13 protein-coding genes and 2 pseudogenes are annotated in these 13,441 nt (G+C 71.2%); 6 read left to right on the forward strand and 9 right to left on the reverse strand.

The window, feature by feature from the left end; all coding sequences use genetic code 11:
- Positions 1–35: 35 nt before the first annotated feature.
- Positions 36–1,364 (forward strand): MFS transporter, encoded by a 1,329-nt coding sequence (locus AC4BEG_RS33875; RefSeq protein WP_490703488.1) that lies wholly within the window; start codon positions 36–38, stop codon positions 1,362–1,364.
- Positions 1,365–1,391: 27 nt separating this feature from the next.
- Here AC4BEG_RS33875 and AC4BEG_RS33880 read toward each other — a convergent pair whose 3' ends face one another.
- The 4 genes from AC4BEG_RS33880 to AC4BEG_RS33895 form a co-directional block, all read right to left on the reverse strand.
- The gene (locus tag AC4BEG_RS33880) at positions 1,392–1,859 is read right to left on the reverse strand and encodes a molybdopterin-binding protein (RefSeq protein WP_490703489.1); all 468 of its coding nucleotides are present in this window, start codon (positions 1,857–1,859) and stop codon (positions 1,392–1,394) included.
- Between the two features lie 133 nt (positions 1,860–1,992).
- Positions 1,993–3,531: a Rieske 2Fe-2S domain-containing protein gene (locus AC4BEG_RS33885; RefSeq protein WP_490703490.1), complete on the reverse strand. Its 1,539-nt coding sequence runs from the start codon at positions 3,529–3,531 to the stop codon at positions 1,993–1,995.
- A gap of 233 nt (positions 3,532–3,764) precedes the next feature.
- Complete coding sequence (locus AC4BEG_RS33890) at positions 3,765–4,547, reverse strand: CbtA family protein (protein ID WP_490703491.1); 783 nt, start codon at positions 4,545–4,547, stop codon at positions 3,765–3,767.
- A gap of 49 nt (positions 4,548–4,596) precedes the next feature.
- Positions 4,597–4,818 carry a CbtB domain-containing protein gene (locus AC4BEG_RS33895; protein WP_490703492.1) on the reverse strand — a complete coding sequence of 74 codons (222 nt, stop codon included), beginning with the start codon at positions 4,816–4,818 and terminating at the stop codon, positions 4,597–4,599.
- Positions 4,819–5,079: 261 nt separating this feature from the next.
- On the opposite strand from AC4BEG_RS33895, the gene AC4BEG_RS33900 reads away from it, so the two are divergent.
- Positions 5,080–5,649 (forward strand): histidine phosphatase family protein, encoded by a 570-nt coding sequence (locus AC4BEG_RS33900; protein ID WP_490703493.1) that lies wholly within the window; start codon positions 5,080–5,082, stop codon positions 5,647–5,649.
- A gap of 9 nt (positions 5,650–5,658) precedes the next feature.
- On the opposite strand, the pseudogene AC4BEG_RS33905 reads toward AC4BEG_RS33900, so the two are convergent.
- Positions 5,659–5,856, reverse strand: a pseudogene (locus AC4BEG_RS33905) (hypothetical protein); the annotation flags it as partial.
- 29 nt (positions 5,857–5,885) lie between these two features.
- Positions 5,886–5,933 (reverse strand): annotated as a pseudogene (locus AC4BEG_RS33910) (hypothetical protein); the annotation flags it as partial.
- 318 nt (positions 5,934–6,251) lie between these two features.
- On the opposite strand from AC4BEG_RS33910, the gene AC4BEG_RS33915 reads away from it, so the two are divergent.
- Both AC4BEG_RS33915 and AC4BEG_RS33920 read left to right on the forward strand, forming a co-directional pair.
- Positions 6,252–6,761, forward strand: coding sequence for a GNAT family N-acetyltransferase (locus AC4BEG_RS33915; RefSeq protein WP_490703494.1), 510 nt, complete (start codon positions 6,252–6,254; stop codon positions 6,759–6,761).
- A gap of 104 nt (positions 6,762–6,865) precedes the next feature.
- Positions 6,866–8,206, forward strand: a complete 1,341-nt coding sequence (locus AC4BEG_RS33920) for a S1 family peptidase (RefSeq protein ID WP_490707296.1) — start codon at positions 6,866–6,868, stop codon at positions 8,204–8,206.
- Between the two features lie 270 nt (positions 8,207–8,476).
- On the opposite strand, the gene AC4BEG_RS33925 is transcribed toward AC4BEG_RS33920, so the two are convergent.
- The 3 genes from AC4BEG_RS33925 to AC4BEG_RS33935 all read right to left on the reverse strand — a co-directional run bounded on the left by AC4BEG_RS33925 (position 8,477) and on the right by AC4BEG_RS33935 (position 10,629).
- Positions 8,477–9,484 (reverse strand): SMP-30/gluconolactonase/LRE family protein, encoded by a 1,008-nt coding sequence (locus AC4BEG_RS33925; RefSeq protein ID WP_490703495.1) that lies wholly within the window; start codon positions 9,482–9,484, stop codon positions 8,477–8,479.
- Positions 9,485–9,573: 89 nt separating this feature from the next.
- Positions 9,574–9,807 carry a hypothetical protein gene (locus AC4BEG_RS33930; protein WP_490703496.1) on the reverse strand — a complete coding sequence of 78 codons (234 nt, stop codon included), beginning with the start codon at positions 9,805–9,807 and terminating at the stop codon, positions 9,574–9,576.
- 162 nt (positions 9,808–9,969) lie between these two features.
- Positions 9,970–10,629 carry a hypothetical protein gene (locus AC4BEG_RS33935; protein ID WP_490703497.1) on the reverse strand — a complete coding sequence of 220 codons (660 nt, stop codon included), beginning with the start codon at positions 10,627–10,629 and terminating at the stop codon, positions 9,970–9,972.
- Positions 10,630–10,794: 165 nt separating this feature from the next.
- Between AC4BEG_RS33935 and AC4BEG_RS33940 the strand changes: the two genes are divergently transcribed.
- Both AC4BEG_RS33940 and AC4BEG_RS33945 read left to right on the forward strand, forming a co-directional pair.
- Positions 10,795–12,765: an APC family permease gene (locus tag AC4BEG_RS33940; protein WP_490703498.1), complete on the forward strand. Its 1,971-nt coding sequence runs from the start codon at positions 10,795–10,797 to the stop codon at positions 12,763–12,765.
- Between the two features lie 91 nt (positions 12,766–12,856).
- The gene (locus AC4BEG_RS33945; protein WP_490703499.1) at positions 12,857–13,423 is read left to right on the forward strand and encodes a hypothetical protein; all 567 of its coding nucleotides are present in this window, start codon (positions 12,857–12,859) and stop codon (positions 13,421–13,423) included.
- Positions 13,424–13,441 lie beyond the last annotated feature (18 nt).

The following is a 13,441-nucleotide window of genomic DNA, read 5'->3' on the forward strand; positions in this document are numbered from 1 at the left end:
GACGGCCGAACTCCGGCCATGTGAAGGGGGAGACCATGAGCGTCACACCGGCCGGGCGGACCGCTCGCGCCGCCACGGAGCCGGGGGTCATACCCGAGCAGCGACGGGTGCTGACCGTCCTGGTGACGGCCCAGATCCTCAGCGGTGCCGGGATGGCCGCGGGCATCACCGTGGGGGCGCTGCTCGCCGAGGACATGCTCGGCACCACCGGACTCGCGGGTCTGCCCGCCGCCCTGTTCACCTCGGGCGCCGCCCTGGGGGCCATGGCCATCGGGCGGCTCTCCCAGCGCTGGGGCCGCCGCCCCGGACTGGCCCTCGGCTATGCCACCGCGGCGACGGGGAGCCTCGGTGTGGTGGTGGCGGGCACCGTGGACAGTGTGCCGCTGCTCTTCCTCGCCCTGGTGCTCTACGGCGCGGGCAGCGCCACCAATCTGCTCGCGCGCTACGCCGGAGCCGATCTGGCGCCGCCCGAGCGGCGCGGACGGGCGGTGAGCACGGTTCTGCTGGCCACCACCTTCGGAGCCGTCCTCGGGCCCAACCTCGTGGGCGTCACCGGGGACCTCGCACACTCCTGGGCCATGCCACGGCTCGTCGGTCCCTTCCTGCTGGCCGCCGTGGCGTACACACTGGGCAGCTGTGTGCTGGCGGGGTGGCTGCGACCCGATCCGCTCCTGCTCGCCCGTGAACTCGCCGAGCGCCGGGCGACGTCGGAAACCGACGAGGGGACGGACGAGGGGACGGATGAAGGGACCGATGGTCCGGCCGCCGGTCCCGCCACGGGGAAGACCGGTGACCGCCCCGCGCCCGGTGTGATCACCGGCGCCACGGTGATGGTCGTCGGTCAGCTGGTGATGATCGCCATCATGACGATGACCCCGGTGCATATGAAGGACCACGGCCACAGCACCCAGGCGGCCGGGCTGGTCATCGCGCTCCATGTGGGAGCGATGTTCCTGCCGTCGCCGCTGAGCGGTCTGCTCGCGGACCGGGTCGGAAGACTGCGCGTCGCGGCGGCGGGCTCCGCCGTGCTGCTGTCCGCCGGGTTGCTCGCCGCGCTCGCCTCCCCGCACAGTGTGCCCGCCCTGGCCACCGCGCTGGTCCTGCTGGGCCTGGGCTGGAACATGGGGCTGGTGAGCGCCACGGCCATCATCACCGACGCCGTACCGCTGGACAGCAGGGCGGCCGTCCAGGGGCTGGTCGACGTCGGAGTGGCCATCGCCGGCACCACCGGCGGGCTGGCTTCGGGGCTGGTCGTGGCGGGCGGTGGCTACGGCTGGCTGGCGGCGGGTGGCGGCATCCTCGCGCTGACGGTCATTCCGGTCCTCGCCCTGGCCACGCGGCCCCGGCCACGGCCACGGACCTGACGCCGGTCCGCGGGCACCAGGCCGTTCTCACACCACCGGATAGCCGCCGTCGACCCGGATGGCGGTGATCCCGCTGACATGCCGGGCACCGCACCGGTCCTGGGGCAGCACCAGCTGCGGGCCATGGCAGTCCAGCGGGGTGCTGTCGATCCGGGTGGCCAGCAGCACCGGCGCCTGCCCGAAGTCCGGGTCGATCTCACCCCAGGACAGCAGGGCGCGATGACCGTCCGCACCGCTGACGGCGATGAGAAAACGCAACCGGTCCTTGCGCCGGGTCCGGTCGAACCCCGGCCCCGCGCCGAGGAGCACCTCATGCAGCAGCGGGCCCTCGAAACGGTGGCGCTGGACACCGCTGGTCGCGCACTCGAAGCTCACCTGCGCCCGATGCTGTGGCCAGTTGAGCAGATCGGCCACCGTCAGCCGAGCCGGGCGGGCGAGATCGCCGGTGAGGACGACCGCGGCCAACGGACCGGCGGGTGCGAGGGACTGGCTCATGGGCATCCACCTCCCGGATGACGGTACCCGCGGTGCCGGTCCACGCAAACGCATATGCACATCGAATCCCCTGCTCGAACAGCAGATGCGAGCACCTGTCACGCAAGGTGCTCGCATCTGCGGAAAGCGGGAATCAGCGGACCCGAGTTGCCCTGATGTCATGGCCGTCGGCCGTCAGACAGCGCCCGGTGGACAGGTCATAGCGCCAGCCGTGCAGCGTGCAGGTGAGCACTTCGCCGTCGATCTGCCCGAACCGGCCGAGATCGGCGCTCAGATGGGGGCAGCGACGCTGGATCCGCCAGCCGCCGGTCTCGATGTCCTGGCCGTCGTCCTGACTCGCGTCGTAGTAGTTCTCCACGTACTCGATGCGCTCCATGGACAGGCACTTGAAGAACACATACAGGAACTCGTTGTAGGGCCCGATCCGGCTCGCGGTGAACCGCATCGACAGCAGCAGGCTGTTGGACCAGTCCACCTCACGCCGTGCGATGTTGGTGGCCACCAGATCCCCCGTGGTGGACAGGGTGTAGCGGCAGCGCTCCCCGTCCCACAGCCGAACCTCCCGCCCCGGGAAGTCGATCACGATCGGCACCTCTCCCACATCCAGCCGAGCCGGGCCGCCCACTCCCGTGCAGATGTGCTCCGCCCGCGCCAGCAGCGGCTCCCACCACTCCTTGAGCTGCGCCAGCAGCTGGTCGCGGGGCAGTTCGGGGGAGCGCGCGGCACGTTCGGCGGCCAGCACATCCTGCTGTCTGCGGGCAAAGTCCCGCAGATAGTCGCGCTTGTTGCGGAAGATGTGGTCGATCTCCTTGTCGGTGTAGCGGTGGGTGAGCTTGCACGCGGTGTCCTCCGGCTCCGCCACCGTGCCCGGCAGCAGCAGATGTGCCTGCACCTCCGGCCGCGCCCCGGCCAGTTCACCCAGGAACTCCCGCTGGTCGACGAAGATGCTCTCGCCGTCCCGCCCGGTGCCGTTGTGCTCGAACAGCGCCTCGTCGAGGAAACACGGCGGACCGGCGTTGGGGAACACATGCTTCGCCTGCACCGCGTCGATGTAGCGCAGCGCCCGATCGAACTGGCCCTTCCGCTTGCGTGCGGCGAACTCCTTCTTCGCGGACAGCGGCAGCTGGTACACCATCGGATACCAGATGGCTCCGGAGAACTGCACGAAGTACGCGTCCACCTCGCCGAACTCCCGGATGGCCGCGATGTCCAGCGGATGCGCGTCGTTCTGGTTGAGCAGGACGGTCTGCCCGTCGTCGAGCGAGAGCGCGGAGTCGCCGATGGGCCCGTCACCGGGGCCGGTCAGCGCGGTGATCATGATGCGCAGGCCGTCGCGCTCCACCGGGACACCGGTCCGAGTGCGCAGGAACCGGGTGAACCCGAGGTCCCGCAGCTCACGCTCCAGTTCATCGGTGGCGAAGGCGGGAAGCAGCACCGTGAGGTCCTTGCGGACATGCCGTCGCAGATTCTCCGCGTCGAAGTGGTCCCGGTGCAGATGGGAGACGTACAGATAGTCGGCCGACCGCCCGTAGTGCACCCAGTCCAGGTCGGTGTTGTCCGGGAACGGAAACCATGAGCCGAAGAAGGCGGGGTTGACCCAGGGGTCGCAGAGCACCGATCCCGCGGCGGTCTCGATGAACAGTCCAGCATGCCCCAGTCCGGTTACGCGCATACCACAGCACCCCAGCCAGTTAGGCAACATCGGATATGTCAACCGTGTCTGGGTTTTATGGGGTCTGCACCCGTAGTTGCGCCCCGCGGGTGGCGGCGGTCCGCCACCCGGGTCACCACGGTGCGAAGGGGCGCCACCAAGGCCCCGTCATCGGGTGCCGGAAAACGCGCCGGGCCGCCGCCGCTTCCGGTGGAATCCGGAAGCGGCGGCGGCCCGAGCGTTCGACCGCGGGGTCAGCGGGCGGCGGTGGCGGCGCTGTTCGCGCCGGTCGCCTCCGCCGTCCGGGCAGCCGTACCGGCCGCCGGACGCGGGATGAGCTGACGCTCGGCGAGATGGCCGAAGATCAGCCCGAAGGAGATCCACAGCGTGCACTGGATGGTGAGGGCCGCCAGGCGGAACTGCCACAGCAGGGTCGCCGGGAAGTGCTCGGGCACCTCGTTGAAGGACGGGAGGAACGCATAGGCCAGACCGACGGCCGCCACGAAGGCCACCGAAGCGGCCACGGTGGCGTTCCAGTTGCCCAGCCGCGGTGCGAGCCGCTTGCCGAGGATAACCGCAGCCACCGACAGCAGCACGCCCAGCACCACCATCAGGAAATACAGCGTGGTGCGCTGGTCGAGGGTGGACGGGTCACCGACGGACGGCGGATTGGCCGGATACTTGAAGAACGGCACCAGGTAGACCGCCACCAGCGTGCCGAGCGAGACCAGGGCGGCGGTGGCGCGCGGCCCGAACCGGCCGATGCGGCCGAGGGCCACACAGACGGCCAGGGACGCGATGCCGCCGAAGGCGACACCGTAGATCAGCACACCGGTGGCCAGACCGCCGGTGGACTGCATGGTACGGCTGACGAGTTCGACGCCGCCGTGCTCATGGCTGTGCGCATCCTCGAAGGAGATAGCCGAGTCGATGCGCGGCTCGCCCAGCAGATACGCGACGACAAGGGCCAGCACCCCGGCGGCGAGGCCCGCGAGCATGCCCCGGACGAGCAACGCCCGGACGGATATGGAATTCATGACGGTTCCGCTTCCCCTGAACTGGGATGTGACGAGAGTGGAGCCGGGGTCAGTGGCAGGGGAAACCGAGCAGGTGGCGACCGTCGTGCACCCACTCGTGCACACCCTCGCCGGAGACGAGAGCGGTGGCACCCTGCTCCGCGCCGATGAAGTAGAGCAGGACCAGCATGAGAATGCCGAAGAAGACGGCCCAGGGGGCGACGGCCTTGAGCGAGATGGGGGTGATCTCCGGCACCGGCTGGGCGCTGGGTGCGGGAACGGACTGAGCCATGGTCGAACCTCCTGGGGAACACGCGTCCCGGTCGTGGGTACTCGAACGACGGCGCCGGGTCTGACTCGTCCGGCGGCGGCTCCCCAGGCGCGGGGTCCTCCGACGGACACACAGTGGCGCGACCGTGCCGGGCTCTCACCGGACTTCCGTCGCGCCGTCGTTGTCATGAGACGGTAGCGCGTGACAGTCGTTCACCGCTACGGCGCGGGTACCAGAATGTGCGCCCCTACGTGGGCGAATGGGGCAGACGAGGGGGACAAGGTGGTGCGTATCACTCTGGTGACGCCCGCGGTCAACGCCGCATTGCGGCAGGTGAGGTTCGACGACGCCCCGCCGGACCCGTCGGCCGCCCGCCGCGCCGAGGCCGCCGCGGGCTCCCTGCCGCGCCACGGCATCAGCCTGACCGCCCCCTCCGAGCGCTGCCGCTCCACCGCGACCGCGCTGGGCCTGGACGCCGCGGTGGAGGAGGAACTACGCGATCTGGACGTGGGCCGCTGGCGGGGCCGCTCGCTGGACGAGGTCGGCCGCCGGGCACCGGAGGAGGTGGCCGCCTGGCTGGCCGATCCGGCGGCGGCTCCGCACGGTGGCGAATCACTGCTGGAGCTGCTGGAACGGGTCGGGGGCTGGCTGGAGGGCCGGGCCGAGAACGAGGAGAGCGTGCTCGCCGTCGCGGACCCCCCGGTGGTCCGGGCGGCGCTGGTACACGCCCTTGGCGTGCCCGCCCCGGCCTTCTGGCGGCTGGACACCGCCCCGCTGACCGCCACCGAACTCAGCGGCCGCTCCGGGCGCTGGAATCTGCGCTGCGGGCGGCCGCTGACGGCGGCGGAGTGAGCCGGAGCCTCAGCCGGTGCGGCCCGGCAGTGTGGCCCGCACCGCGCGGGCGGCGGCCACCAGGTTCTCCAGCGAGGCCCGGACCTCGGGCCGGTCGCGGGTCTTCAGCCCGCAGTCCGGGTTGACCCACAGCCGTTCGGGCGGAACGGCCATGAGCCCCCCGCGCAGCAGGGCGGCCGCCTCATCGGCCCCGGGCACCCACGGTGCGTCACCGGCTCGGCGTCCGGCTCCCGGTCGGACTCCAGGAGCCACGTCTCGTGCCGGATCACTGCCCGCGTGCACATCCTCGTTCCTTCCCGTGCAGCTCTGCCCACACCCGCTTGCCCCACGGCAGCGGATCGGTCCCACAGATGCCCGCCGGGTCATCGACACGTCCGGGGACCTGCCTCGGAGCGCACGGCAGAGCCGGCCGGCTGAGCCGGGTCGCACCACCCCCGGCTGATTCCTGGAGCGGGCAGCACCAGCGTCATCGGCCCATGGACCCAGCACTCGCAGCGGCGCTGCGGCCCAGGGGAAACGGGCCCGCTGGCGCGGGAGTTCGCTCCGGCGGAATGATCTCTACACGTCATCCCGACCGATGTCAGAAGAGGGAGCTGAACCGCATGTCCCAGGTACGACGGGCCCATGTCTCCGATCACCGCGCGATCGTGGAGCGCGTCCAGACGTGGTGGGGCGACTCGCGCACCCCCGAACAGGCCCGTGAGTTGTCCCTGTTGCTGCCCAAGCTGTTTCTCCAGTTCTTCTCCGGCACCAGCCTGGTCCGGGAGAACGCGGACGGATCCGTCGCCGCCTTCCTGGTCGGCTTCTACTCCGCCGACCACGACGACGAGGCGTATATCCACTTCGTGGGCGTGGACCCGGCGTTGCGCGGCCAGGGCGTGGCCCGCGAGCTGTACACCGAGTTCTTCCGGCGCGCCGCCGAGGCGGGCCGCCGTGAGGTCCGCGCCATCACCTCCCCGCAGAACACCGGCTCCATCGCCTTCCACCGGGCCATGGGCTTCGCCCTGGAGCAGGGTGACCGCGAGCTCGACGGTCTCCCCGTTCACGGTGACTACGACGGTCCGGGGCAGCACCGGGTCTGCTTCCACCGGCCCATTCCGAGCACGAAGTGAGCATCCCGCGCTCGCGGTGAGCGTCACGCCGGTTCGGCCCGTATAGGGGGAGGGTCCTCGCCGTCCGGGGCCCGGGGCCGGATCGACGTGAAGGAGGCAGGGTGGTGAAGCACACGCGGCGACGCGTGCGCCGTGGCGTACGGTTCGCGGCCGTCGGGGCGTTGGTGGCGGGTGGACTGATGGTCTCGCAGTCCGTGTCGAACGGATCCGTCCAGGGGGCGGCGGGAGGCGATGCGCCCAGGGTCCTGGGCGATCGGGACGCGGGCCTCGGTGGCCGCCTGGAGACCAGGCTCGGTGCCTCCCGTACGGCAGGGAGCTGGATCGGCGCCGACGGCCGCACGGTCGTCGCGGTGACCGACGAGGAGGCCGCCGCCGAGGTCACCCGGGCCGGGGCGCGGCCCAAACAGGTGCGCTACAGCATGAAGGAGCTGGACTCCGCGACACGGACGCTGCGTGCCGCGCCCCGGGTGGCCGGAACCGCGTGGATGGTGGACCCCACTTCCAACAAGGTGGTGGTGCTCGGCGACAGCACCGTCTCCGCCGACCGCTGGTCCCGGATGAAGGGCGTCGCCTCCGAAGTGGGCGGGGAGGTGCGGATGGAGCGCACCACCGGCGCGTTCACCACCAGAACCACCGGCGCCGCGCCCATCTTCGCCAGCGGAAGCCGCTGTTCGGCCGGGTTCAACGTCACCGACGGACAGAACGGCTACATCCTGACGGCCGGACACTGCGGCCCCAACGGCACCAACTGGTTCACCGACGCCTCGGGGAAGACCGGTATCGGCACCACGGTCCAGAGCAGCTTCCCCGGCAATGACTTCTCCCTGATCCGCTACGACAACCGCGCCCTGGACCAGAGCGGTGTGGTGGACGTCGGCGGCGGCCGGACAGTGCGTATCACCGGCGTCGCCGACCCCGTGGTGGGTCAGGAGGTGTTCCGCAGCGGCAGCACCACCGGACTCCGCTCCGGCAGGGTGACCGGGCTGAACGCCACCGTCAACTACCCCGAGGGCACCGTCAGCGGACTCATCCGCACCACTGTGTGCGCCGAACCCGGTGACAGCGGCGGGCCGTTGCTCGCCCAGGGCGTGGCGCTCGGGGTCACCTCCGGCGGCAGTGGCGACTGCGACAAGGGCGGAGTGACGTTCTTCCAGCCCGTCACCAAGGCGCTCACCGCACTCGGGGTGACCATCCCGGGCACCAAGCCCGGCGGCGCCAAGGCGGGCGGTGCGCCGGTCGGCCCCGCGGCGGGCAGCGCGGCGGCCCCCGGCGGCATCGGAGCCGAGGACCGCTCCCTGTCCGTCGACGGTGTGGTGAACCGCTTCCGTGACCTCGGCCCCGGTGCGCTGATCATCGGCGCCGGTCTGGTGGGCCTGCTGTCCACCGTCGCCGTCCCCGGCCGACGGCGTCGCTACCGCGACCACTACTCCACCGGCTGGGGGTGATCCCACGGACCGGGACGACGGCGCTCGACACCAACGTGCTCAGCGCCGTACGGCTGATCCGCCACTATCTGCCACTAGGTCCTGTCCTGTCGATCTTCGTGGATCAGCCCGCGGCGTCTGGTGAGGGGGCACCTCCCAGCGGTAGCTGGGGGAGGATCGCAGGAAGATCGCCCTCGTACTGGGCGTACTCGGGCGACTTTCGACAACGCGGCGAGGTGCGGTGCCAGGCGTCGCGGGCCCGCGGAGATCGGCAGGACAGGGCCTAGGCGGCTATGAGGACGCGATCCTGCCCTGAGCGCCGGGCCCCGGACCGGGCTGGGGCCCGGGCACCGGCGGGGCGCCCAGGTCGCATACCGCCACCCCCCGTTCCACCAGGCTCCCCAGCACCAGATGGCGGCCGGTGACACAGACGCTCGTGGCCATCCGGTACGGGGACCGGCGGTGCACCAGGTGGTGGGCCACCCGGCCGTCGGCGCCCACGGCGAGGACCCGTACCGTCGGCCGCGGGCCGGGGGCGAAGCGCCGCACCGCCCGCCACGCCGCCCTTCTGACGACGGGTGAGGCCCGGTGCAACCAGTCCACGGCGGGTTCTCGCGGTCCGGCCAGGGCGACCCAGAACAGCCCGCCGGGACCACGGGTGAGATTGTCCGGGAAGCCCGGCAGACCCCCGAGGAGGGTGTCCCGCCGTCCGGCCCGGGGACCGGTCAGCCACAGACGGCTGATCCGGTAGGCGCCGGTCTCCACCACGGCCACGAACGACCCGTCCTCGGCCAGCGCGACGCCGTTGGCGAACTGGAGCCCGTCCAGCAGTACTTCCAGGCGGCTGCCCGGAGTCAGCCGCAGCAACCGCCCGGTGCCCCGGTGCTCGAGGATGTCACCGAGCCAGTCCTCCAGGGCGTAATGGCGGCTGGAGACGGTGAAGTAGACGGTGCCGTCACCCGCCACGGCCACATTGGAGCAAAAGCGGAGCGGTTCGCCGTTCACCTCGTCGGCCAGTACCCGTACCCCACCGTCGGCCGGGGAGACGGCCAGCAGTCCGCGGCGGGCGTCGCACACCAGCACCTCGCCGTCAGGGGAAGGGGCCAGCCCCAGCGGTCTGCCACCGGTGCGCGCGATCACCTCCGACCCGGCCCGGTCCCGCGCGGGGGATAGCGTGAGCCGCCGAACCGCCCCGTCCGCGGTCCCGGTCAGGATCCGCCCCTCGGCGTCGAGCGCCACATGCTCCGGCCCATGCGCCTCGGGGGCCAGCACCCGCGGATACGGCAGGGGTTCGGTCATCTCGCCTCCGGGATACCACAGCGGAGACGGCCCCCGCGGGCACGGGAGCCATCTCGGATTGAAGGGGCGCCGCGGACTCGGCCGCGGACTCAGTAGGTGTGGTGGTGCCGGTGTTCGGGGTCCTCGACCACCGGTGTCGCCGCCGTCGGCGTGATCACACGCCGTCGCTTGTAGACGCTGACGTACGCGGCCATCCCGATGACACCGACGGCCATCAGGATCAGGCCCACCAACTGGACGTTGAAGCCATCGGCGTCCCAGTCCGTAGCGAAGGTGAGAATACCCCCCACCGCGATCATGAGTATGCAACCGCCCATGCCCATGGATAGTGCCTCCGTACACAAGTCGGCTGATCCGGGCTGTCGCGAAGCCGGGTACCCGCACCCGGCGGTGTCATTCCCCCGTGCCCGCGCCAGCCGCCGCGACGCGAGGGCCGGATCGCCCCCTCGGGAGCGATCCGGCCCATGGAGCGTTTCCGGCCAGGGTCAGCCGGTGGCGCCGCCGGGTGAGGCGGGAACCGTGGGGAGCGCGGTGAACAGATCGAGACCCATCGCCGCGGCGATGAGCAGCCCGAGGATGCCGAGCGCCACGGCGCCCCAGGCCACCGCCGCGATCCACGGGGCGGCGGCCGGGGCCGGGGAAGTGTCCGGGGCCGACGGGCGGCGGCGCGTCAGCACCACCGCGGCGATCACCACGGCGGCCAGCGCGAAGAACCCGTTGACCAGGGCGGCGGTGTGCCACGGAGTGCCGTACAACGCGGAGATCTGGTCTCCGGCCGAGCCGGTCTGAGCCGCGATCTGCCCGGTCAGCTGCTTGCGCTCCTGCAACATCGTGCCGAGCCAGGTGCCGCTGACCGAGGCGAAGCCCAGGCCCGCGGCGACGACCGCGGCGGCGCCCGGGAGCACCCCGGGGGTGGCCGCCCGCGGCGCGGGGTGATCGTCCCGGTCCTCCTGGTCGTCCCGGTCGTCCCCGGCGGGATCGTGGTCCGGGTGGTGGTCGTCCGTGGCCTGATCCCCGTCAGGGGATTCCGTGCGGTCCTCGACTGCCTCCGGGACACCCTCGGCCGTCTTCTGCCCGGCGTCCTCGGGTGCATCCCCGGCCTTCACGGGGTCGGTCGAATGGTCGGTCCTGGTGGTGGTGTCCATGGTGCGGACCGTAGGGACCGAAGATGAGAGTCCGCTGAGAAAGCGATGTCATCCCAGCGCACCGGATCGCCGGCGCCGACCGGGTGGAGATCGGCCGGTCCGCTTACGCTGGCCGCAGCGTCTCACCGTTGGCCGAAAACCTTCGCTGGACGACAGGAGCACATCGTGGCCGGCCCCACCCACGACGGCGCCGTATCCGACGGCGGACCGCGGCACCGCTTCCGCGCGTGGCTGCTGGAGGGGCTGACGGACATGGCCAGGCGTCAGCCCGGACCCCATGCCCAGCCGGAGTCCGCGCACAACGGACAGCCCTGGTGGCGGGTGATGTGCCTGACCGGTCTCGACTACTTCTCCACACTGGGTTACCAGCCGGGTATCGCCGCGCTGGCGGCCGGACTGCTCTCCCCGCTGGCCACCGTGGTGCTGGTGCTGGTCACCCTGGTGGGCGCGCTGCCGGTGTACCGGCGGGTGGCCGAGGAGAGCCCGCACGGCCAGGGGTCGATCGCCATGCTGGAGCGGCTGCTCACCTTCTGGAAGGGCAAGGTGTTCGTCCTCACCCTGCTGGGTTTCGCCGCCACCGACTTTCTCATCACCATCACCCTCTCGGCCGCCGACGCCACCGCCCACCTGGTGGAGAACCCCCATCTCACCAGCGCCCTGCGCGGCCATGAGGTGGCCGTCACACTGATCCTCATCGGCATGCTGGGCGCGGTGTTCCTCAAGGGGTTCACCGAGGCCATCGGGCTCGCGGTGGCCCTGGTCGGGGTGTATCTGCTGCTCAACGCCGTGGTGGTGGCGGTCGGACTGTGGCATGTGTTCACCGCCCCGCATGTCATCCCCGACTGGTCCCACGCCCTGACCGCCGAACGCGGCAGTCCGCTGGTGATGGTCGGGGTGGCTCTGATCATCTTCCCCAAGCTGGCGCTGGGCCTGTCCGGGTTCGAGACCGGCGTGGCCGTGATGCCGCATATCGAGGGCAAGCCCGGGGACACCGAGGAACACCCCACCGGGCGGATCCACGGCGCCCGGAAGCTGCTGACCACCGCCGCGGTGATCATGAGTGTTTTCCTGATCACCTCCAGCTTCATCACCACCCTGCTGATCCCGCAGAAGGATTTCGAGGAGGGCGGCCCGGCCAACGGCCGCGCCCTGGCCTATCTCGCCCACGAGTACCTGGGATCGGCCTTCGGGAGCGTCTACGACGCCTCCACCATCGCCATCCTCTGGTTCGCCGGGGCCTCGGCCATGGCCGGGCTGCTCAATCTCATGCCCCGCTATCTGCCGCGCTACGGCATGGCTCCCCACTGGGCGCGCGCGGTCCGCCCGATGGTGCTGGTGTTCATCCTCGTCGCGTTCCTCGTTACCTGGATCTTCAAGGCGAGCGTGGACGCCCAGGGCGGCGCCTACGCCACCGGTGTCCTGGTGCTCATCACCTCCGCCGCCATCGCCGTCACCATCGCCGCCCGGCGGGCCCGGCAGCGTGGCTGGAGCATCGGATTCGGGGTCATCTCGCTGATCTTCCTGTACACCACGGCGGTCAATGTCATCGAGCGGCCCGACGGTGTGAAGATCGGCGCCTGCTTCATCGGCGGCATCATGGCGGTGTCCCTGCTCTCCCGTGTCGCCCGCGCCTTCGAGCTACGGGTGACCAGCGTGACCTTCGACGCCATGGCCGAGCGGTTCATCCGTGACATCGCCCACCGCAGGATCCGCTTCATCGCCAACAAGCCCGAACGCCGCGACCTGGCCGAATACCGCGATAAGCAGCACCAGATCCGCTCCGACAACGACATCCCGCCGGAGGAGGACATCATCTTCGTCGAGGTCACCGTCGCCGACCCGTCGGAGTTCGAGAGCGAATTGCGGGTGTGCGGAGAGGTCGTGCACGGCCGCTACCGGGTGCTCACCCTCCAGAGCGCCACCATCCCCAACGCACTGGCCGCTCTGCTGCTGCGGGTGCGGGACGAGACCGGACAGCGGCCGCACATCTACTTCGAGTGGACCGAGGGCAATCCGATCGCCCACTTCCTGCGCTTCTTCCTCTTCGGACAGGGCGAGGTCGCGCCCGTCACCCGTGAGGTGCTGCGGGAGGCCGAACCCGACCGCGCCCGCCGCCCCCATGTCCACGTCGGCTGAGCGTCAGGGTTCCGTCAAGGCCGGGCCGTCCGGCGTACGGAACGCGTCAGCACAACAGGCACCGGACCCCCGTTCGGCCTAGCGTGGAGACATGGGACGGGGAACGGAACGACCGGCCCCGGTGCCCGGCGGGCAGCGCGCCGGGCACCCGGTGTCCGCGCACTGCGACAGCGACCGCCGGTGGCGCGGGGACGCCCGGTGCGCGGCATACTGCGCGCTGACGTTCGTGGCGCTGACCACCCTGCTCGACTGGGGCTCGGGCGGGCTCACCGTCGGCCGTGCCGATCTGTGGGCGCTGATCGGTGCCGTGGTGTTCATGGTGCTCCGCCCGGTCCGGGTCACCGCCGGCGATGGCTGGCTCGCCGTCCGCGGATTGCTGTGCGAACGTCGGGTGCGCACCGACGCCCTGGTCTCGGTGATGGAGTACGGATCCGTCTCCACCCGGCTGGTGCTGCGTGATGCGCACGGCCATGCGGTGGAGCTCGACCCCGATGTGCTGGTGGCCAATCCCCTGCTGTGGCACCGGCTGGACGCGGGCGCCCGCCGCTCCCGTCAGCGCGGCACCCTGCGGCAGGGCGCCGCCGTACTGGACCGGCTGGGCGAACGCATCGACGGCGGCACCGCCCGCGAGATCCTCAAGGCATCCGGACTGGACTGAGACGCGCACCTGCCACGC

Source organism: Streptomyces sp. JLBJ103 (genome assembly GCF_058215575.1).